General features: G+C 72.4%; 20 protein-coding genes. 12 read left to right on the top strand and 8 right to left on the bottom strand.

Annotation, left to right across the window (positions count from 1 at the left end):
* The first annotated feature begins 54 nt into the window (after positions 1 to 54).
* The 3 genes from ACIRSS_RS17830 (at position 55) to ACIRSS_RS17820 (ending at position 3,796) form a co-directional block, all read left to right on the top strand.
* Complete coding sequence (locus ACIRSS_RS17830) at positions 55 to 2,571, top strand: CHAT domain-containing protein (protein ID WP_400896059.1); 2,517 nt, start codon at positions 55 to 57, stop codon at positions 2,569 to 2,571.
* A 131-nt stretch (positions 2,572 to 2,702) separates the two neighbouring features.
* Positions 2,703 to 3,194 (top strand): DUF4232 domain-containing protein, encoded by a 492-nt coding sequence (locus ACIRSS_RS17825; protein ID WP_400896057.1) that lies wholly within the window; start codon positions 2,703 to 2,705, stop codon positions 3,192 to 3,194.
* Between the two features lie 35 nt (positions 3,195 to 3,229).
* Positions 3,230 to 3,796 (top strand): DUF4232 domain-containing protein, encoded by a 567-nt coding sequence (locus ACIRSS_RS17820; protein ID WP_400897518.1) that lies wholly within the window; start codon positions 3,230 to 3,232, stop codon positions 3,794 to 3,796.
* Positions 3,797 to 4,045: 249 nt separating this feature from the next.
* Here the strand turns inward: ACIRSS_RS17820 and ACIRSS_RS17815 are convergent, their stop codons facing one another.
* The gene (locus ACIRSS_RS17815) at positions 4,046 to 5,353 is read right to left on the bottom strand and encodes a DUF2079 domain-containing protein (protein WP_400896055.1); all 1,308 of its coding nucleotides are present in this window, start codon (positions 5,351 to 5,353) and stop codon (positions 4,046 to 4,048) included.
* Between the two features lie 56 nt (positions 5,354 to 5,409).
* Positions 5,410 to 6,735, bottom strand: a complete 1,326-nt coding sequence (locus ACIRSS_RS17810; protein WP_400896053.1) for a sensor histidine kinase — start codon at positions 6,733 to 6,735, stop codon at positions 5,410 to 5,412.
* Between the two features lie 64 nt (positions 6,736 to 6,799).
* Here ACIRSS_RS17810 and ACIRSS_RS17805 point away from each other — a divergent pair, with 64 nt between their 5' ends.
* A complete protein-coding gene (locus ACIRSS_RS17805; protein ID WP_400896051.1) occupies positions 6,800 to 7,636 on the top strand; it encodes a maleylpyruvate isomerase family mycothiol-dependent enzyme in 837 nt (278 codons plus the stop codon).
* On the opposite strand, the gene ACIRSS_RS17800 is transcribed toward ACIRSS_RS17805, so the two are convergent.
* Both ACIRSS_RS17800 and ACIRSS_RS17795 read right to left on the bottom strand, forming a co-directional pair.
* The gene (locus ACIRSS_RS17800; RefSeq protein ID WP_400896049.1) at positions 7,633 to 7,827 is read right to left on the bottom strand and encodes a dihydrofolate reductase family protein; all 195 of its coding nucleotides are present in this window, start codon (positions 7,825 to 7,827) and stop codon (positions 7,633 to 7,635) included. The genes ACIRSS_RS17805 and ACIRSS_RS17800 overlap by 4 nt on opposite strands.
* A gap of 349 nt (positions 7,828 to 8,176) precedes the next feature.
* On the bottom strand, positions 8,177 to 9,151 hold the full coding sequence (locus tag ACIRSS_RS17795) for a small ribosomal subunit Rsm22 family protein (RefSeq protein WP_400896047.1): 975 nt from the start codon (positions 9,149 to 9,151) through the stop codon (positions 8,177 to 8,179).
* A gap of 146 nt (positions 9,152 to 9,297) precedes the next feature.
* Between ACIRSS_RS17795 and ACIRSS_RS17790 the strand changes: the two genes are divergently transcribed.
* The 3 genes from ACIRSS_RS17790 to ACIRSS_RS17780 are packed head-to-tail and all read left to right on the top strand — an operon-like array spanning position 9,298 to position 11,375.
* A complete protein-coding gene (locus tag ACIRSS_RS17790) occupies positions 9,298 to 9,723 on the top strand; it encodes a YciI family protein (protein WP_400896045.1) in 426 nt (141 codons plus the stop codon).
* Positions 9,723 to 10,070: a YciI family protein gene (locus ACIRSS_RS17785; protein ID WP_400896043.1), complete on the top strand. Its 348-nt coding sequence runs from the start codon at positions 9,723 to 9,725 to the stop codon at positions 10,068 to 10,070. Before ACIRSS_RS17790 ends, ACIRSS_RS17785 begins: the two co-directional genes overlap by 1 nt.
* A 39-nt stretch (positions 10,071 to 10,109) precedes the next feature.
* Positions 10,110 to 11,375, top strand: coding sequence for an RNA polymerase sigma factor (locus tag ACIRSS_RS17780; protein WP_400896041.1), 1,266 nt, complete (start codon positions 10,110 to 10,112; stop codon positions 11,373 to 11,375).
* 294 nt (positions 11,376 to 11,669) lie between these two features.
* Here the strand turns inward: ACIRSS_RS17780 and ACIRSS_RS17775 are convergent, their stop codons facing one another.
* The 4 genes from ACIRSS_RS17775 to ACIRSS_RS17760 are packed head-to-tail and all read right to left on the bottom strand — an operon-like array spanning position 11,670 to position 15,058.
* Positions 11,670 to 12,020, bottom strand: a complete 351-nt coding sequence (locus ACIRSS_RS17775) for a hypothetical protein (RefSeq protein WP_400896039.1) — start codon at positions 12,018 to 12,020, stop codon at positions 11,670 to 11,672.
* Positions 12,017 to 12,583, bottom strand: coding sequence for an HD family hydrolase (locus ACIRSS_RS17770; protein ID WP_400896038.1), 567 nt, complete (start codon positions 12,581 to 12,583; stop codon positions 12,017 to 12,019). The genes ACIRSS_RS17775 and ACIRSS_RS17770 overlap by 4 nt, the downstream gene beginning before the upstream one ends.
* Before the next feature lie 10 nt (positions 12,584 to 12,593).
* On the bottom strand, positions 12,594 to 14,279 hold the full coding sequence (locus tag ACIRSS_RS17765; protein WP_400896036.1) for an L-lactate permease: 1,686 nt from the start codon (positions 14,277 to 14,279) through the stop codon (positions 12,594 to 12,596).
* A complete protein-coding gene (locus ACIRSS_RS17760) occupies positions 14,276 to 15,058 on the bottom strand; it encodes an IclR family transcriptional regulator (RefSeq protein WP_400896034.1) in 783 nt (260 codons plus the stop codon). Before ACIRSS_RS17760 ends, ACIRSS_RS17765 begins: the two co-directional genes overlap by 4 nt.
* A gap of 687 nt (positions 15,059 to 15,745) precedes the next feature.
* Between ACIRSS_RS17760 and ACIRSS_RS17755 the strand changes: the two genes are divergently transcribed.
* The 5 genes from ACIRSS_RS17755 (at position 15,746) to ACIRSS_RS17735 (ending at position 20,256) form a co-directional block, all read left to right on the top strand.
* Positions 15,746 to 16,939, top strand: coding sequence for a MurT ligase domain-containing protein (locus ACIRSS_RS17755; RefSeq protein ID WP_400896032.1), 1,194 nt, complete (start codon positions 15,746 to 15,748; stop codon positions 16,937 to 16,939).
* Positions 16,932 to 17,645, top strand: coding sequence for a type 1 glutamine amidotransferase (locus tag ACIRSS_RS17750; protein WP_400896030.1), 714 nt, complete (start codon positions 16,932 to 16,934; stop codon positions 17,643 to 17,645). The genes ACIRSS_RS17755 and ACIRSS_RS17750 overlap by 8 nt, the downstream gene beginning before the upstream one ends.
* A gap of 29 nt (positions 17,646 to 17,674) precedes the next feature.
* On the top strand, positions 17,675 to 19,063 hold the full coding sequence (locus ACIRSS_RS17745; RefSeq protein ID WP_400896028.1) for a sensor histidine kinase: 1,389 nt from the start codon (positions 17,675 to 17,677) through the stop codon (positions 19,061 to 19,063).
* A complete protein-coding gene (locus ACIRSS_RS17740) occupies positions 19,063 to 19,743 on the top strand; it encodes a response regulator transcription factor (RefSeq protein WP_400896026.1) in 681 nt (226 codons plus the stop codon). The genes ACIRSS_RS17745 and ACIRSS_RS17740 overlap by 1 nt, the downstream gene beginning before the upstream one ends.
* A gap of 183 nt (positions 19,744 to 19,926) precedes the next feature.
* On the top strand, positions 19,927 to 20,256 hold the full coding sequence (locus ACIRSS_RS17735; protein ID WP_400896024.1) for a gas vesicle protein: 330 nt from the start codon (positions 19,927 to 19,929) through the stop codon (positions 20,254 to 20,256).
* The last annotated feature ends 5 nt before the right edge of the window (positions 20,257 to 20,261 follow it).

The following is a 20,261-nucleotide window of genomic DNA, read 5'->3' as shown; positions in this document are numbered from 1 at the left end:
CGGCCCCGGCCGGAAGGGCAGCCTGTGGTCGCGTCGCCGAGGGCGGAAGACCGGGTGCGCGACCTGCATCGGCGTGCGGTCGCGGCGACCAACAACGGCCAGCCCGTCGTCGGCGGGCGGCTGATCCGGTCCGCCGCAAGGCTGCTCGGCCTGCCCGCCACGCAACCGCCGCCGGAATGGCCCGCCTGGACCGATCTCGCCACGCGCGTGCTCGGCACGTACGCCGCCGTCGAAACCGCGCTCGGGAACAGCACCCGCGGCCTGGCCCTGCTCGACGAAGCCGACGTCCTCGTCTCGGACGCCGGGCGCGGGATCCTGCGCCAGCAACGGGGTCTCGTCTTCATCCTGATCGGCCGGATGGACGAAGCCCTGGTCTGCTTCGACGAAGCGATCCCGTTGCTGCGCCAGGCCGGCGAGTTCGTCGTGCTCGCCCGGACGCTGCTCAACCGCGCCATGCTGCACCAGTACGCGGGCCGCGTCCGGCTCGCGCTCGCCGACCTCGACCAGTGCGAGCAGATCGGCGCCGGGCAACCCGAAGAAGAGGGCCTGGCCCGGATCTTCGCCAAAGCCGCGCACGGCCGCGGGCAGGCGCGCGTCCTGACCGGCGACATCCCGGGCGCGCTGCGGGACTTCGACGCGGCGAGCGGGTTCTACGCCGAACAGAGCGTCGGGATGCTGCCGGTGCTGGCCGTCGACAAGGCCCGCGCGCTGCTCGCCGCCGGGCTGCCCCAAGAAGCCGCGGCCGAACTGGACGCCGCCCTCGAGCAGTTCCCGCGGCTGCGGATGAACCAGGAGCACGCCGAAGCCGAGCTGACCCGCGCGCTGGCCGCGCTGGCGAGCGGCGAGCCGTCCACCGCGCGGAGCTGGGCCGGCCGCGCGGAACGGAGATTTCGCCGTCGCGGCAACGAAACCTGGGCCGCGGTCGCGCAGCTGACCGTGCTGCGCGCGGACTACGCCGCCGGTCGGCGGATCGCCCGCGTCGCCGCCGAAGCGACCGCGCTGGCCGACCGGCTCACCGGGCTGGGCCTGCGCAACGACGCCGAAATCGCGGCGCTGCTGGCCGCCCGCGCGTGCATCGCCCTCGGCGACCTCGACCGCGCCCGGGCGGGCATCGCTCCCCGCGACCGCCGGGCCGCACCCCTGGAAAACCGGCTGGTGCGCCGGCTCGCGCTGGCCGAACTCGGGGCCGCGAGCGGCGACCGGCGCATCACCTTCGCGAACGCGCGCGCCGGGCTGACGCAGCTGGAGCGCCACCGCGGCCGGTTCGGCAGCATCGACCTGCTGACCGGCACGACGTCGCTGGGCAAGGAACTCGCCGACGCGGGCCTCGCCGCCGCGCTCGCCCAGCGTTCGCCCGGCGTCGTGTTCCGGTGGCTCGACCGCTCGCGCGCGCAGGCGTTCCGGTTCCGCCCGGTGCGCCCGCCCGCGCACCCCGAGACCGTCGACGCCGTCGCCGAGCTGCGGTACCTCTCGATGCAGATCCGCGCCGGCGAGCTGTCCGGGAAACCGGACGCCCAGGCCGCGAAGCGGTGCGCCGCGCTGGAACGCGAGATCCGCGCCAAGGGCTGGCAGGCCGAAGGCACCGACGTCGACCACCCCGAGGCGAAGCTGCGCGAAGTCGGCGACGAGCTCGCCGAAACCGGCAGCGCGATGGTCTGCTTCCTCGCCGACCACGGCGCGTTGTGCGCGCAGGTGATCGCGAACCACCGGGTCGCGCTGATCGAGCTGGGCCCGGCGTCGGCCGTCGCCGAACCGGTCGCGCGGCTGCACAGCGACCTCGACGCGTTGTGCGGGCGCCAGCTGCCGCCCCAGCTCGACCAGGTCATCCGCCGCTCGGTGCGGACGCAGGTCACCGCGCTGGACTCGATCCTGCTGGCGCCGCTGGCTTCCCGGCTGGGCGACCTCGACGTCGTCGTCGTGCCGACCGGCGCGCTTTCGGCCATCCCGTGGGGCCTGCTGCCGACGTTGCGCGGGCGCCCGGTGACGGTCACGCCGTCGTCCTCGGCGTGGCTGGACGCGGGCCGCCGTCCGCGCCGGGCGGCCGGCGCGCCGCTGCTGGTCGCGGGCTCGGACCTGACCCACGCGGAGACCGAGGTTTCGTCGCTGGCGCCGCTCTACCCGGAGGCCGAGGTGCTGACCGGGCCGGACGCGACGGTCGCGGCGACGCTCAAGGCGTTCGACGGCTGCCGGCTCGCGCACTTCGCCGCGCACGGCCACCACGAACAGGAGAACGTGCTGTTCTCCCGGCTCAACCTGGCCGACGGGCCGCTGATGGCCTACGACGTCCAGCAGCTTTCGACGGCGCCGGAGCAGGTGGTGCTGTCGTCGTGCGACGTCGGCCAGACGGTGGTCCGGGCCGGCGACGAGGTCCTCGGCTTCACGGCGGCGTTGCTCTACGGCGGCAGCCGGACCGTGGTGTCGAGCGTGGCGCGGGTCGACGACCGGACGGCGGGCGGGGTCATGCTGGCCTACCACCGCGCGCTGTCGGCGGGCACGCCCCCTGCGCGTGCCCTGGCCGACGCGGCTCACGCGGAGCCGCTGATGCCGTTCGTCTGCTTCGGCCGCAGCTGACATTCCTTTTGACGCTTGGGGTTCACCGAGGTTGCTTTCCGGTGATCGACCCCATCCCGGCGCATCCCCGGGTGGCCCGTGGGCATCTCTACCGGTGAGTCCAGTTGATCACGGAACGAGGGAGGACGACCATGAAGCGCACTGCGACCGCGTTGCTCACCGGGGGTCTGGTGGCCGGGGGACTCGCGCTGGCGGCGGGGGCCGCGAACGCCATGCCGAGCGACCACCCGTGCGGGGCTTCGGACGTCCGCGTGTCGGTGGCACCGGACCCGTCGAACGCGGCTGGGCACGAGGCTTACGTGCTCACCTACACCGCGTCGTCGCCGACGACGAACTGCAAGCTCGAAGGCGCGCCGACGGCGGTGTCCTTCCTGGCCGGCGGACAGCGGCTGGCCGTCTCGGCGACGCCGGACGGCAGCGAGGCGCTGCCGGTGAACCTGCGCGACGGGCACCCGGCCGAGTCGCGGATCATCCAGCGTTCGGCGGCGGCGCCGTCGGGTGCGCCGGACTTCGTGACGTTCGACCTGCCGACCGGGCCGTTCGGCCAGCCGGTGAGCGTCGCGTGGCCCGCGGGGGCGGCCGTGAAGGGCGACGCCGTCCAGGTCACGCCGGTCGGCAACTGAGTTCGGGGAGGGGAACCCACGTGAAGCGCATTCTGATGGGGATCGGCACGGCGGCGGGCGCGTTCGCGCTGGCGGCGTGCGGGACGGCTCCGGCCGCTGCTCCGGCTGCCGTTCAGGCTCCGGCGGGCGGGTCCGGGGGTGGGGTCGCGGCGGCGTCGACCGCGACGCCGCGGTGCGCCACGGCCGACCTGGAGGTCCTGCTGGGCAAGCCGGCGGAGAAGAACGACGCGCCGGGCCAGTACGACATCCCGCTGACGTACCGCAACAAGACGGACCACACGTGCGGCCTGTACGGCGTGCCAGGGGTCGACCTGGTCGGCCCCGACGACGCGACGTTCGGCCCGGTGTACCACCTGCCGCGCATCGACAACGGGGTGAAGTACAACGAGGTGACGCCGGGCACGACGGCCTCGGCGACGATCACGGTCGTCAAGCCGTCGCCGGGCGAGCCGACGTGGACACCGGCGAAGCTGAACACGATCCCGCCGGGTTCGACTTCCGCACTCACCGCTCGGTGGCCGGCGGACTTGCCGGTGCTGCGCCAAGACGCGGCGACGCACCCGGGGTCGTACGTGAACGGCATCCTCGCCGACCCGGCTTGACGCGGGCCCCGGGGTGGCTCTGGCCGTGGGAGGGGCCGGAGCTGTCTCGGGGGCTTCCGGCCGGGCGCGAGGGCCGGACCCAATCCCGCCGGGTTCGCGGACGGCATCCTCGCCGACCCGGCCCAGTCGTCACTCGATCGGGTGAAGCGGGGGGCCGCGCGTCATTCTTGGCGTGGGGCTCCCTCTTTCTTCGTGCGGCGGTAACCGGCCGGCACGCCCCCCGACTGGCCGGTTACCGCTGCGGCCCCTCTACTCACGGTGCAGCAGCACGACGGAGTCCGTCTCCTCGACGCGCGCATACCCCGTGTCCTCCAGCTCGCCCAAAGCGAACGCCTTCGTCGCCAGCGTCGTCGGCCACGACTGTTCCGGGCGGGCCACCGCCACCCACTCCGGCCGTTCCGCGGTCACGCCGTCGAAGAACAGCACCGTGCAGCGGGACGTCAGCCGCGGGGCCAGCCGGTTCGACGCCAGCACCGTGGCGCCGGACGGGATGCGCTCCAAGACCGCGTCGATGCCGGCTCGCTGCGACGGCGTCCACACCCCGTCCGTCAGGTGCGCCGCCTGCAACCCCAGCGAAGCCAGCCCGGCGACCAGCGCGCACGCCGGCAGCAGCCGGGCCGCTCGACGCGCGCCGTGCAGGCCCGCCAGGAACACGATCGGCATCAGGACCGCGCTGTAGTGGTAGCCCAGGCCCCAGTAGCGGTCGTTCGCCGAGACCAGCCGCCACAGCAGCGTCGGCACCGCCAGCAACAGCAGCGGCGACCGCAGCGCCGCGAACGCCGTCGGCACCAGCAGCGCCAGCAGCATCGAGACCTTGACGATCGCGCCGCCGAACGGGGCGAAGCCGCCGCCGTGCGCGTACACCCCGGCCGGGTTCAGCGCCGGCAGGACCACCAGGAACAGCAGCACCGAGCACGCCACGCCGAAGCCGATCGCCGCCCAGCCGAGCCGTCGCTGCCGGTTGAGCACCAGCACGACACCCACCGCGGCGAGGGTCAACGGCAGGTCTTCCTTGACCAGCACCAGCGGCAGCGCGCACCAGACCGCCGCCCGCCAGCGTTCGCGCAGCAGGTGCTCGGCGGCGAACGCCACCATCGGGACGGCGAAGCAGACCTCGTGGAAGTCGAAGTTCACCGCGGACAGCAACCCCCACGACAGCACGTACCCCACGCCGACGACCGCGCCCCGGCGAGTGCCGAACACCCGCACCGCGCACCGCGTCACGGGGACCGCGGACAGCGCGAACAGGAAAGCCTGCGCGACCAGCAAGCACGCCGGGGACGGCCAGAGCAGGTAAAACGGCGCCAGCAGCGCAAGAATCGGGTGGAAGTGGTCGCCGAGCGCGGGCGCGCCCGCGCCGAGCAGGTCCGCCACCGGCCAGTGCCCGTGGGCGTACGACCGGACGACCTGTTCGAAGATCCCGAGGTCGAAGCCGCTCGCGTCGAACGTCCGCAACCGCTGCAGCGACCAGGCGGCATACCCGGCGAAGGCGACCGCGGCGACGAAGAAGGGGACCGTGCGCGTACGCACCTGGACCGGTGCGAAGTCGATCAGCATGGCGGGATGCTCTTGGGGCCACGCTGAACCGGAGCTTAAGCAAGCTGAAGACGTCTTCAGGCAAGCGGAAGCCGCAGCTCCAGGAGCGCTCCCGACGTGCTGTCCGCGACACGCAGGGTGCCGCCGTGCGAGCGCGCGACCCCAGAGGCGATCGCCAAGCCGAGTCCGGCGCCGCCGTCGTCCTCCCGCGCGCGGTCGGCGTCCAGCCGCACGAAGCGGTCGAAGACGCGCTCGCGCTCTTCGGCCGGGATGCCGGGCCCGTCGTCCTGGACCGTCAGCACGCTCTCGCCGCCGGACGCGGTGAGCGTGATCGTGACGCGGCTCTTCGCGTGGCGTTCGGCGTTGTCGACGAGGTTGCGCAGCACGCGCTCCAGCCGTCCGGCGTGGCCGCGCACCACCGGCGACGCTTCGAGGTTCAGCTCGAGGCCGTCGTACGGGACTCGCGCGGCGACGTGCGCGGTCACCAAGTCCGCCAGCGCCACCGGTTCCGAGCCGGCCGGCTGGTCCGCGTCCAGCTTGCTGAGCAGCAGCAGATCCGCGGCGAGCGTCTCCATCCGCGTCACGTCGAGCACGGCGTTTTCGCAGCTGCGCCGCCAGTCGAGGCGATCCGGGTGGGCGAGCTGCACCTCGAGCTGGGTGCGCAGGGAGGCCAGCGGCGTGCGCAGCTCGTGCGACGCGTCCGCGGTGAACTGGCTCTGCCGCCGCACCGACCGGTCGAGCCGGCCGAGCATCTCGTTCATCGTCACGGCGAGCTCGGTGATCTCGTCGCCGGAGTCCGGCACGGGAACGCGGCGGCCGAGGTCGCCCGCGCGCACGCCGTCGACCTCCGCGCGGATCGCGCCGACCGCGCGCAGCGACCGCCGGACGGCGAACCAGGCGACCCCGCCGACGAGCAGCGCGGCCGCGGGCACCCCGCCCCAGAGGATCCGCTCGGCGGTGGCGACGGTTTCGAGGCCGAGGGGGTCGACCTGCTCTGCCGCCAGGACCGCGTAACGGCGGTCCTTCGTCCGCGCGGTGCTGTAGAGCTGGTCGTCCAAGCCGAACGGCTGGACGATGACGCAGTCCGGCGCGTAGACCCGGACCGGCTCGTCGTCGGCGAACCGCTTCGCCCGGCCGAGCGAGCAGTCGGCCGCTTCCCGGCTGATCAGGTACCCGCCGCCCTTGGCGTACTGCCGCGGCACGTCGGCCGGGGCGACCCCCGAGTCCAGCAGGGCGAGCAGCGTGTCGACCTTGTCGCTCGCCCGGGCCCTGGCGTTGTCTTCGAGCGGGCCTTGCAGCGTCGACACGAACCAGTACGCCCCGAGGCCGAGGAGGAGCGCCGTCGCGAGCGCGGCGAAGAGGGCGACCCGCCACCGGGTCGACCGGGGCAGGAGCCGGATCATGCCCAGAAGATAACCGCACCTTGGGAGATCCGGGACGGGCGTCCGGGCTCCTACCGTCGAACCCGTGACGCTCGAGAAGTGGCAGGCGGTGCGCGCGGCGCTGCCGGAGACCGGCGCCCGGTTCGCGGACCTGGTGGCCGGCGTGCGGTACGGGCACGCGACCTCGCTCGGCGAGTGGACGATCGCCGAAACGGCGTCGCACGTCGGGATGATCGCGCTGATGTACACCGCGATGATCCGCGGCGACGGCGGTCCGCTACCGCTGCCGGGCCTCGAGGAGCCGATCAACGCGGCGAGCGTCGACACGATTTCGCGGATGAACGCGCTGGCACTGGAGCTCTACCCGGAACGCGACCCCGTCCGGCTGGCCGAACGGCTGCGCGCGGACATCGCCGAAGTGCTGCTGGTCAGCGAGGACCTGGACCCGGAGAAGCCGGTGTGGTGGCTCGGCGGCTCGCGCGTGCCGGTCGCCGGGGTGCTCGCGCACCTGGTCAACGAGATGCTGGTCCACGGCCTGGACATCGCCCGCGCGGTCCGCCGCCCGTGGCCGATCCCGGCGGCGCACGAGGCGCTGTTCCTGGAGCTGTTCCTGTTCGGCATGGTGCGCAACGACATGGGCCGCCTGCTCGACGACGCGACGCCGTCCCCGCGCCGGATCGCGGTCGAGTTCCGCTCGGCGTTGACGTCGCCTTCGGTGCTGGCGTTGCAGCACGGACGGTTGCGGTTCGAGGAACCGGACGGCACGGCGGACGTGCGGTTGACGTTCGACCCGGCGGTGCTGGTGCCGATGATGTTCGGCCGGATCTCCCGAGTTCGTGCGGTTTTGAGCGGCGGTGTGCGGATCGGCGGGCCGCGGCCGTGGCTGCTGCCGGCGTTCCTGCGGACCGTCCGGATGCCTTAGCTCAGGACCCGGAAGGTCAGGTGGGTCGCGTTCGGCGTCTCCTCGACGGCCGTGCGTTCCAACTTCACGTGCGCCCCGACTTCGGCGTCGAACAGCCGGACTCCGGCTCCGAACAGCAGCGGGACCACGTGCAGCCGCAGCTCGTCGACCAGCCCCGCCAGCAGGTACTGCCGCAACGTCGTGCCGCCCACCGGTGTTGTCCACAGCCGGGTCGAGATGTGGACAACCGAGCCCCTGCACGGCCTTTCCGGGCCTTTTGTCGGGCCCCACCGATACGCTGGATGCGGGGCCGGACCCCCGGAGAGGGCGGGGGCTGCCTTGGGGCGGCCGTCCTCGGCCTAGGCCGCGCGAATAACGTCCGGCCGGTCGCGAACGCGGCGGTGCCGTCTAGGAACCGGACCGAGGGCGCGCCGGCGGCTTCCGTGCCTCCGACCAATCACTTGTGCCGCAGCTCGCCGTCGCGGCCGAGGCGGTGCTCCGCGCTCATGTCCGGCCCCGCGACGATCCCGTCCGCCGACATGCTGATCTCCGCGATGACCGTCACCAGCCGTCCCCCCATTCCGCGTCGCGGGCCGCTCGGTAGCGCGGGCCCTGCTTCTTCGAAACCGCCACGCCGGGCGTCAACCCGTCGGTGGCCGTGCAGAGATCCAGCGCGACCCAGCCTTTGTGCTTCTTCGGGTGCCGGATGATCCGCGCGTCCGGCCGCTCCGGCGCCGACCGCGAAGCGACGACGTACGCGAACTTCTCGTCCTCGAAGCCGAGCGTGCCCGCCTTGAGCCGCCGGTGCAGGCCCGAGCGGGGGAGCCGCGCGGCGAAGTGGCACCAGTCCTCGCCGGGCACGATCGGGCACGCCGCGTCGTGCGGGCACGGCGCGACGACGTGCAGGCCCAGCTCGATCAGCTGCGCGCGGGCGGCGCGGATCCGCTCGTACCCCGCCGGTGTCCCCGGCTCGATCAGGGCGACCGTTCCCGCCGAGCCGGCCAGCCAGCGCACGACGTCCGCGCGGGTGGCGTCCGGCAGCTCGCCGAGCACGTAGGAGAGCGTCACGAGGTCGGCGTCCGGCGCCGGCGCGGCCGGGTCGACGAACCCGCGCCGCCACTCGGCGTCCCGCACCGCCGGCAGCGACGCGCCCGCCGCGAGCCGCTTGCCCAGCCCGATGGCCCCGGCGACCTGCTCCAGGACCGTGCACCGGGTGAGCGACGGCCAGACGGCGGCCGCTGCCCAGACCGCGGCGCCGGTGCCGCCACCGACGTCGATCTGGGTCCGCGGCTCGAAGCCGGGCGCGCGCGAAGCGGCTTCAGCGAGCACAGCGTGTACGGCGGCGTAGGTGGCCGGCATCCGGTAGCCGGCGTACGCGGCGACGTCGGCTTCGGAGGAAAGGATCGGTGAGGTCGCCGCGTCACCTTGGCGGTAGCGCGTGCTGAGCCGGTCGACGGACTGCGTCAGCCGCGGCAGCGGGTGCCGGGCCAGCTCGTCGTCGAGCGCGGAGGAGAGGTCGTCGGGGAGTACCGCCACGGCTGACGATTCTCCCCTGTCCGAATTGCCCGCCCGGACCGGGCCTGAGCTGCTACTTTTCCGGCGCGAAAGTTTTTTGGCGGACGCTGTCGATCCGGGGCGCGGCCGTTCGACGCGTAGGCAGCAACGAACGAAGGGAGACCGCGGTGCGGTTCATGGTGATCGTCAAGGCGAACGAGGAGTCCGAGGCCGGGCACGGCCCGAGCGCCGAGCTGCTGGCCGAGATGGGGAAGTTCAACGAAGAGCTGGTCAAGGCCGGCGTCCTGCTCGCGGGCGAGGGCCTCACGCCGAGCTCGCAGGGCGCGCGCGTCGTGTTCTCCGGCACCGAGGCCCCCAAGGTCGTCGACGGTCCGTTCGCCGAGACCAAGGAGCTCGTCGGCGGGTTCTGGATCCTCCAGTGCCGCGACCGCGACGAGTGCGTCGAGTGGATCAAGCGGATGCCGAACCCCGACGGCCAGGCCGGCGTGGTCGAGATCCGGCGCGTCGCCGAGGCGTCCGACTTCGAGAACATGACGCCCGAGGTCGAGGAGCTGGAGGGACGGCTTCGCGCGCAGAGCGCGGGGGAGGTGTGATGCGTTTCCTGGTGATGGTCAAGTCGACCCCGGAGTCCGAAGCGGGCGTCGGCCCCAGCCGCGAAGAGCTGGAGACGATGTCGAAGTTCAACGAGCAGCTGCTCGACGACGGCCGGATCGTCTTCGCCGAAGGCCTGACGCCGAGTTCCGAGGGGGTGCGCGTCCTCTTCGAAGGCGACGCCGAACCGAAGGTCATCGACGGCCCCTTCGCGGAATCGAAGGAGCTCGTCGCCGGGGTCTGGGTGCTGAACGGGGAATCCCTCGAGGACGTCGTCGCGCTGATGCGGCGCGCGCCGAACCCCGACGCGAGAGGCGGTGTCATCGAGATCCGGCCGATCGCCGAGTAGTGGGTTGCACCGCACCCGATCACCCTGTCGAATGGCCGGGTGACGGTTGCGGACGCCCAGAGGACGGTCGAGACGGTTTGGCGGATCGAGTCGCCGCGGCTCATCGCGGGCCTGGCCCGCATGGCCCGCGGCGACGTCGGGCTCGCCGAGGAGCTGGCGCAGGACGCGCTCGTCGCGGCGCTGGAGCAGTGGCCGGAGTCCGGCGTGCCGCGCAACCCCGGCGCGTGGCTGATGACCATCGCCAAGCGCCGCGCGATCGACCAGTTCCGCCGCAACGAGCGGTACGCGGAGAAGCTCGAGGAAGTCGGCCGCGGCGAGCGGGTCGGCGAAGGTGTCCTGCCCGACTTCGACGCCGCCCTCGACGACCACATCGAGGACGACCTGCTGCGCCTGCTGTTCGTCGCGTGCCACCCGGTGCTGAACACGCAGGCCCGCGTCGCGCTGACGCTGCGGATGCTCGGCGGCCTGACCACGGACGAGATCGCGCGCGCGTTCCTCGTCCGCGAGTCGACGATCGCGCAGCGGATCGTGCGCGCGAAGAAAGCCCTGGCCGCGGCGAAGGTCCCGTTCGAGGTGCCGGAGGGCGACGAGCGCGTCGCCCGGCTGTCGTCCGTGCTGGAGGTCATCTACCTGGTGTTCAACGAGGGCTATTCGGCCACCCGCGGCGACGACTGGATGCGCCCGGCGCTGTGCGAAGAGGCGATGCGCCTCGGCCGCGTCCTCGCCGGGCTGATGCCTGGCGAGTCCGAGGTGCACGGCCTGGTCGCGCTGATGGAGCTGCAGTCGTCGCGGTCGAAGGCCCGCACCGGCCCGAACGGTGAGCCGGTGCTGCTGCTCGACCAGGACCGCAGCCGCTGGGACCGGTTCCTGATCCAGCACGGTCTGGCGGCGCTGACGTTGTCGGAGCAGATCGCCGACGGCGCGTACGGCCCGTACTCGGCCCAGGCGGCGATCGCGGCCTGCCACGCGCGCGCCCGCACGGCTTCGGAAACGGACTGGGCGCGCATCGCGGCGTTGTACGAGGGGCTCGGGAAGCTCCAGCCGTCGCCGGTGATCGAGCTGAACCGCGGGGTCGCGGTGGCGATGGCGAACGGCCCGGCGGCCGGCTTGGCGGTGGTCGACGCGGTGGCCGACGACCCGGCGTTGAAGGACTACCACCTGCTCCCGAGCGTCCGCGGCGACCTGCTGCAGAAGCTGGGCCGGACGGCGGAGGCCGAGCAGGAGTTCAGACGGGCGGCGGAGATGACGGAGAACGCGCGCGAGCGGGCGCTGCTGCTCGACCGCGCGACGGCGGTGAGCAGCTGACGCCGTGCTCGCCTCGCTGCTGCCGGGTTTCCGGGACGTCCGGAGTGCGCTGGTCGCGGGGTACCTGTGGTTCTGCGCCGGCTGGCTGCTGATCGGCCACTACCACCCGGCGTCGGCCGGGCTGCTGGCCAAACCGGCGGTGGAGCTGCTGGAACTGTTCGGAACGGGCGGGCGGCTCGCGGCGATCAGCGTGCTGTGCCTGCTGATCGGCGAGGTGACGGGCAGCCTCGTCGCGGGGACGTTCGGCCGGCTGAGCCAGGCCTACCTGCACCGGCTCACCGCGGCGGACCTCGATCACCTGCCGGGCGGCCCGCTGGCCGTGTTCCGGCCGGTGAGCGGCCGGACCGTCGAGCGCGTGCGCGGCCGGATCCGGCAGGAGCACCGGCAGCGCCAGGAGCAGATCTCCGACGCCACACCGCGCGGCGTCAACCCGCACGAGGTCGACCGGATCGCCATCGACGCGGTGCGCGAGGTCCTGCACGTGTCGCCGCGGCTGATCGTCGCGAAGCCCGAACTGTTCGCGGAGTACAGCCGGTTCAAGGCGGAGAGCGAGTTCCGCGACGCCATCCTGCTGCCGCTGCCCGTGCTCGCCGTGGCGGTGTGCGTGAACCTGACCGCGCCGGCGTGGCTCGAAGCGGTCGTCATCGCCCCGGTCCTGGGTTCCGCCAGGCCATCGGCGACAGCGTCAACGCGGCTTCGGCGATCCGCTTCGCGGTCTCCGTCGTCAGTCCCTTCCGCGCCGACTCGATCCACTCGTCGACCCGACGCACCCCGACGTCCCGGTACTCCAGCGCCTGCAGCAGCATCTCCAGCTTGTCGGCGTCCTTGGCGCACAACGCTTCCGCCGACTCGCGGGTCTCGTACTCGTCCACGGCGTCCCGCACGAGCTCGCGTGACCGGTCGGGCAGGTGAGCCGTCTGGTCGGCCGTGATCGCCCGCGGCTGCGGCTTCTCCAAGTAGTCGACGGCCGTCAGCGGCAGGTCACCCGTCCGGGTCTCCTGCGTGTCGTGCCACACCGCCAAGAACGCCGCCCGCTCCGGCGACGCCCCCTCCTCCGCCGCGATCAGCGCCGCCAGCTGGGCGGCCCGCAGGCTGTGCTCGCCGACCGACTCCGGGTCGCGGACCCCCGCGTGCCACCAGCCCGACCGCCGGACGCGTTTCAGCAGACCCAGTTCGTACCCGAAGGACGCCAGACCGTCAGCACTCATGCCGCCCAGCCTAGGGCGACGGGATCATCGCCGTCAGGATCGTCGCCTGCAGCAGGGAGATCACGCCGACGACCGCCGTGAGCAGCAGGGACCACAGGAAAGTCTGCCGCAGCAGTGATCCTTCCTTGCCGCTCTGCCCGATCGCCGTCGCGCCGATCGACAGGTTCTGGGGCGAGATCATCTTGCCCATCACGCCACCGGACGTGTTCGTCGCGCCGGCCAGGATCGGGTTGAGGTTCAGCTGCTGGGCCGAAATCACCTGCATGGGACCGAACAGGCTGTTCGTCGACGCGTCCGAGCCGGTCAGGAACACGCCCAGCCAGCCGATGTAGGCCGAGAACAGCGGGAAGACCGCGCCGGTCGTCGCCAGGGCGAGGCCCAGCGTCTGCGTCGCGCCCGAGTAGTTCATCACGAACGCGATCGCCAGGATCATGAAGATCGTCGCGAGCGCCCAGCGCATCTGGAACAGCGTTTCGCGGTACGTCTTGAGCAGCAGCTTCGGCCGCGCGCCCATCGCGAAGCCGGCGATGACCGCCGCGATCAGCGCGACCGTGCCCGGCGAGAACAGGAAGTCGACCGTCAACGTCGCCGCGTACGGCGCGTTCTTCGCGGTGATCGGCGGGTGCTGGACGACGTGGTTGTGCAGCCCCGGCCAGGCGAAGATCCAGTCGGCCTTGTGCAGCAGCTTCGTCAGGTCCAGCCAAGCCGGGAGGTTCTTGAAGATCGTGCCGATCCGGGACAGGAAGATCGCCAGGATCAGGATGATGTAGGGCATCCACGCGTAGAGCGCGCCGCGTTCGGACTGCGCCGCGCCCAGGCTCTTGACAGCGCTTTCTTCACCCTCGAACCGCCACACCGACGCCGGCTGCCAGAACCGCGTCAGGACCCACAGCGCGGCCATCGCGGTGAGCGCGGCGAGGACGTCGACGAGGCTCGCGCTGATGTAGTTGGACGCGACGAACTGCATGGCCGCGAACGCCAGCCCGGCGGTCAGCACCGCGGGCCACACCTCGAGCATGCGCTTCCAGCCGGCGAGCACGACGACCAGGAACGCGGGGATGATCAGCGCCAGCACCGGAACCTGGCGGCCGACGGCCGCCGAGAACAGCTCGGTCGCCTGGTCCTGCTTGAGGTGCATGATCGGCGCGGTCAGCCGGCCGAGCACGATCAGCGGGTTGCCGAGACCGCCGAACGCGACCGGCGCGGTGTTCGCCAGCAGCGCCAGCACGACGGCCTTCACCGGCGGGAACCCGAGCGCGGCCATCATCGCCGCGGTGATCGCGATCGGCGACCCGCCGCCCGCGACGCCTTCGAGCAGTGCGCCGAAGCCGAACGCGATGAGCAGCGCCTGCAGCCGCCGGTCCTCGCTGAAGCCGGCGAGCACGCGCTTGATGGCGTCGAACCGGCCGGTGGCGACGGTGACGTTGTGGAAGTAGACGGCGTGGAACGCGATCCAGGCCACCGACCACACGCCGAAGACCACGCCCATGGCCGCGGCGTCGAACGCGAGCCCGGCCGGCATCCGGTACAGCAGCAGCGCGACGCCGAGCGCGGTGACCAGCGCGAGCGCGGCCGAAAGGTGCGCGGACAGCCGGACGACGCCGAGCGCGACCAGCAGCACGACGATCGGGAGCGCGGCGAGCAGCGCGGAGAGCCACAGGCCGCCCGCGGGCTGGTAGTCCTGGAGCCAGGTCATCCCCGCTGCCCCCGGACGTAGCCGAGCCGCAGCGAAAGGGCGGCGGCGGTCCCGGCGACGGAGGCCCCGAGCTCGTCGAGCCGGCGCAGCACGCGCGGCGCGGGCCCGGCGATGCTGATGGCGGCGATGGGCCGTCCGGAGTGATCGCGCACGGCGGCGGCGACGCACCCGACGTCCGGCTCGTTCTCGACCTCGTCGATCGCCCACCCGCGACGGCTGGTCCGGGCGAGGTCGTCGAGCAGGCGCAGGGGATCGTTGATCGTCTTGAGCGTGAGCGAGTCGAGTTTCATGCGCCGCACGCGCTCGGCCCGATCGGCTTCGGGCAGCGCGGCGAGCCAGGCTTTCCCGAGCGAGGTGGCGTGCTGCGGTCGCCGCGTGCCGAGCCGGCAGGCGAGGGTGACGGCGCTGGCACTGCGTTCGGTGGCGACGTAGACCATGGTGTCGTTGTCCGGAACGGCGAGGTAGGTGGTCTCCCCGGACCGTTCGGCGAGCGACGCGAGGTACCGCGGCGCACAGCGGTGCAGATCAGTGGCGGCCATGGCCCGCGCCCCGAGTTCGACGAGCCGAGTCCCGAGTCGCACCCGCCCGGTGACCTGGTCGGCTTCGAGGTATTCGAGGCTCTTCAGGGTGCCGACGATCCGGTAGGCGGCGCTCCGGGAAAGCCCCAGTTGCCGCGCGATCGCATTGGTGGAAATCTCCTGGTGCCGACCCACGTGCTCGAGCACCGCGAGCCCGCGTTCGAGAGTTCCGCTGTTCTCCAGCCCGCGCTCCGGTCCCACGCTGCCCTCCGTTGGACGTTCCCGGTTTCCGCTCAGCGGTACGCATTTCCGCTGGGTGGGGTTGGACGGTAACACCTCCGATGTATGTGCGGAAGATCTTGAAACGTCTCAGGGAGAATGCGGTTACTTGTGGACGCTAATTGGTACAACCTCCGATGGTTAAGTTTCCTACCTATGGCGGTTGCGGAGGCGTTGACGGGTTCGTTCGACGAGTTCGACAGTTGGGGTGTTCAGATTCGTGAATGGGTTGTGAAGGGAGTAGAGGCTGTTCTTGGCCCGGGTCGCGAATGGCTCATGCGGGACATCCGAAGGCCGGAATGGATCATTCAAGACGCCCGGCGCGGCTCGATCCGCCCGGCTCTGCCGGCCCGGCGCGGCTCGGCCTTGCTCGGCCCGCCCGCCCGCCCGGCGCTGCCGCGGCTCGGCTCGGCCGCGACAGCGCCAAGCCGAACCCGCGTGCGAGGGCGTGAGTTCGGCGGCGCAAGGCATCAACGCCATGACAACTCGTTCATTTCGCCCGGGCGTCGCAGCAAGGTCCCGAACGACTCATTCAGGACGTTTCGGCGACCCCACCCGCGACCCACCCACCCGCCGGTGGCCCGAGTCACGGACTCAGCAAACTCACAGCGCCCGGCGAGCACCATCCGACCGGTGACTGCCCGCAGCCCCCTTCGTACTCGCGCGTCCGTGTCCGCCGGGCGTCTCACCGCCTGGCTCTCGCGCAGCTCCGGCCTCGGCAACGGCGGTGTCATCGGCGGCCGCATCACGCTGGCCCTCGATCCGAAAGCCCTGCAGCGCGTCGGCCGGAACCGGACCGTCGTGCTCGTCACCGGCACCAACGGCAAGACCACCACCGCGCTCATGATCAGCAAGGCCCTCGAAGCCCTCGCCGAGGTCGCCGCCAACAGCGATGGCGCCAACATGCCCGACGGCGTCCTCGCCGCCCTCACCGCGCGCCCCGACGCGCCCTACGCCGTTCTCGAAGTCGATGAAACCTACGTCCCCTGGGTCGCCGACCAGCTGAACCCCGCCGTTCTCGTGCTGCTCAACCTCAGCCGCGACCAGCTCGACCGCGTCGGCGAGGTCCGTTCGACCGAACGAGACCTGCGCAAAGCGATCAAGAACCATCCTGAAACCACGATTGTCGCCAATTCCGACGACATCCTCGTCACCTCCGCGGCGACAGAAGCCGACAAGCAGCTCTGGGTCGGCACCGGACGGCGCTGGACCGGCGACTCGACCGCCTGCCCGCGCTGCGACGGCCTGATCACCCACGCCAAGGACCACTGGAGCTGCTCCTGCGGCCTCGCCCGCCCCGAGCCCGCCTGGACCCTCGACGGCGACCTCGTCCACACCCCCGGCGGCCGCGACGTCGACCTGGACCTCCGCCTGCCCGGCGACGCCAACCGCGCCAACGCCGCCTTCGCGCTCGCCGCCGCGCACCGGCTCGGCGTGCCGCCGCACACCGCCGCCGCGCGGCTGCGGACCATCACCGACATCGGTGGCCGCTACCGGACCATCCGCCGCTCGCGGCACTCCGTGCGGCTGATGCTGGCCAAGAACCCGGCCGGCTGGGTCGAAACGCTGCGCGTGCTCGACGAGGACACCCCCGTCATCGTCGCCGTCAACGCGCAGGAGGCCGACGGCCGCGACCTGTCCTGGCTCTGGGACGTCCACTTCGAACGGCTGCGCGGACGCCAGGTCGTCGTCACCGGCGAGCGCGGCGCCGACCTCGCCGTGCGGCTCTGCTACGCCGAGGTCGCGCACTGGTCCGAGCCCGACCCGGTCGCCGCCATCGACGCGCTGCCGCCCGGCGGCGTCGAGCTGGTCGCCAACTACACCGCCTTCCGCGACCTGGTGAGCAGGCTGCCCGGTGCGTGACTCGATCGTCCAGATCGGACTCCTGCTGCCCGAGGTGCTCGGTACGTACGGCGACAGCGGCAACGCGCAGGTCCTCTGCCAGCGGCTGCGCTGGCGCGGGCTCGACGCGGAGGTCGTGCCGGTCGCGCTCGGCGAGCCGGTACCGTCCACTTTGGACCTCTACCTGCTCGGCGGTGGCGAGGACGGCGCCCAGGCGCTGGCCGCGGCCCACCTCCGGAAGTACCGGCGGGCCCTGACCCCGGAGACGGTGATCTTCGGCGTCTGCGCCGGCCTGCAGGTGCTCGGCACCCGCTTCCGCGGCCTCGACGGCGTCGACCACGACGGCCTCGGCCTGCTCGACCTGACCACCGTGCCCGGCGAGCGGCGCGCGGTCTCCGAACTGATCGCGACGTCGTCCGGGCTGCTGGACGACGCCCCGCTCACCGGGTTCGAGAACCACCTCGGCGTCAGCAAGCTCGGCACCGGCAGCGAGCCGCTCGGCCAGGTCGTGCGCGGCACCGGCAACGGCGACGGCACCGAAGGCGCGGTGACCGACCACGTCGTCGGCACGTACCTGCACGGCCCGGCGCTCGCGCGCAACCCCGCGCTGGCGGATCTGCTGCTCACCTGGACGGCCGGGCACCCGCTGCCGCCGCTCGAGCTGCCGGAGGTCGATCGCCTGCGCGTGGAGCGGCTCACCGCCACGCGCCGGCGGCGGACTTCGTAGTGGCCGCACTCCGTGGTTACGCTGAGTTGGTGAAACTGGGCAGGGTGATCGCCGCGACCGGCGTGCGGATGCGGACGACCGCGGTGGCCGTGTTGGCGCTCGCGCTGGCCATCGCCGCCGCGCTCGCGGTGGTCGTGGTGCTGCTGGAGGAGTCGCTCGACCGCAGCGTCACCGAGAGTGCGCGCAGCACCGGCCGCCAGGTCGCCATCCAGCTCATCCGCGAGGGCGCGCGCGACCTCAGCGCGTCCGACGTCGCCAGCACCGGCGACACCGAGGCCGTCACCCAGGTGCTGAACGCCCGGGGCGTGCCGATCGCGAGCGACCCGGCGATCGTCGGGCACCCGCCGCTGACCTCCGCCCGCCCGGCCGTCGGGCAGGAAGGCATCGAGACCCTCCCGCTCGGGCTCAACGGCGACAGCGCCGACTACCGCGTCGTGTCGCAGCAGGTCAACGGACCGGGCGGGCCGTACACGGTGATCTCCGCGCGGTCGCTGGAGCCGGTGACCGAGGCGTCGACGCGCCTGACGCTGCTCCTCGGCCTGATCGCGATCCCGCTGCTGGCGATCTCCGGCCTCGCCGTCTACCGCGCGGTCGGCTCGGCGCTGCGCCCGGTCGAGCGGATGCGCCGGACCGTCGCCGAGATCTCGACGCGCGACCTCGCCGCCCGCGTCCCGCTGCCGCCGGGCGGCGACGAGGTGCACCGGCTGGCCGTGACGCTCAACGGGATGCTCGGGCGGCTCGCGTCGGCGCAGGCGGCGCAACGCCGGTTCGTCGCGGACGCCAGCCACGAGCTGCGCTCGCCGCTGTCCACGATCAGCACCGCGCTCGACGTCTCCGGGCGGCACCCGGAGAGCGCGCAAGACCTGGTGCCGGTCATCGCCCGCGAGACCGCGCGGCTGCGCGAGCTCGTCGACGACCTGCTCATGCTCGCCCGCACCGACGATGCGACCGACCGGCCGTCGCGCACCGAGGTCGACCTCGACGACATAGTGCGCGCCGAAGCCGAGCGGGTCCGCGGCGAGTGCGCGCTGGACATCGAGGTCCGCGCCAGGCCGGCGAAGGTCCGCGGCAGCGAGGCCCAGCTGCGGCGGGCGGTGCGGAACCTGGTCGACAACGCCCGCGGGCACGCGCGCTCGCACATCCGGGTGGCCAGCTCGGTGCGCGGCGACCTCGCCGTCGTCGAGGTGAGCGACGACGGCCCCGGCGTCGCGGAAGCCGACCGCGTCCGGATCTTCGAACGGTTCGTCCGGCTGGACGCGTCGCGGCAGCGCGAACACGGCGGCACCGGGCTGGGCCTGCCGATCGTGGCGGGCATCGCGGCGCGCCACGGTGGGAGCGCGCGCTACGCCGCTTCGGACGAGCCGGGCGCGCGGTTCGTGCTCGAACTGCCGGTGCTCGAACTGCCCGAGGAGGAGTAGTGCGGCTGCTGATCGTGGAGGACGAGCGCGAGTTCGCGGAGACGCTGCGGCGCGGCCTGGTCGCCGAGGGCTTCACCGTCGACGTCGCGCACACCGGCCGCGAGGGGCTCTGGCGGGCCACCGAGCAGGAGTACGACGTCGTCGTGCTCGACATCATGCTGCCCGAGCTGTCCGGCTACGAAGTGCTCAAGCGCTTGCGCGCGGCCGAAAACTGGACGCCGGTGCTGATGCTCACCGCCAAGGACGGCGAGTACGACGAAGCCGACGCGTTCGACCTCGGCGCCGACGACTACCTGTCCAAGCCGTTCTCCTTCGTCGTGCTGATCGCCCGGCTGCGCGCGCTGCTGCGGCGCGGCGCGCCGGCCCGCCCCGCCGTCCTGGAGGCGGGCGACCTGCGGCTCGACCCGTCGGCCCGGACCGTCCACAGGGGACAGACGCGGATCGAGCTGACCGCGCGGGAGTTCGGGTTGCTGGAGTTCTTGTTGCGGCGCCCGGGAACCGCGCTGACGAAGAACGAGATCCTGAGCCACGTCTGGGACGCGCACTACGACGGCGACGAGAACGTCGTCGAGGTCTACGTCGGGTACCTGCGGCGCAAGATCGACGTCCCGTTCGGCACCCGGACCATCGAGACGGTCCGCGGCGTCGGCTACCGGCTGGTAGACGTTACTCGATCGTGATATTCCGGGGATGATCCCGGAATTGGTGCCGCTGGGTGTCCCTTGTTGCGCCATCTGCCGTCAGAGGTTGCCGCAGATTGCCCAACCGTTCCCGCGAACCGGTGAAAAATACCGTGCCGCTGCTCACCTGCGCGCAGTTGTGCACGTTGCTACGGTGGGCACCCACCCGAGACCAGGAAAGCGATGACGGAATCGCCAGAGCCGTTCCTTGCCCAAAACAACAATATACCGGAAAGCCCCGGGAAATCCGTTTCCCGGCTTCGTGCCGTCGACGCCATCCGCGAAGCGACGGCCCAGTTCGGCGTGGTCACGGGGATGACCCCGCACGCCGTGACCGGGGTCCGGACCCGCGCCGACGGCGGGTGGTCCGTGCTCGTCGACGTCGTCGAGCTGGCCCGGATCCCGGACTCCACCAGTGTGCTGGCCACCTACCGGGTCGACGTCGACGCCGCCGGTGAGCTGACCGCGTGCGAACGGCTGCGGCGGTTCACGCGGGGCACCACCGATTCCTGAAAGGA

Source organism: Amycolatopsis sp. NPDC101161 (assembly GCF_044768185.1).
Classification (GTDB): domain Bacteria; phylum Actinomycetota; class Actinomycetes; order Mycobacteriales; family Pseudonocardiaceae; genus Amycolatopsis.
Note: the sequence above shows the minus strand (reverse complement) of the source record. Positions and strands in the feature narration are given on the sequence as shown.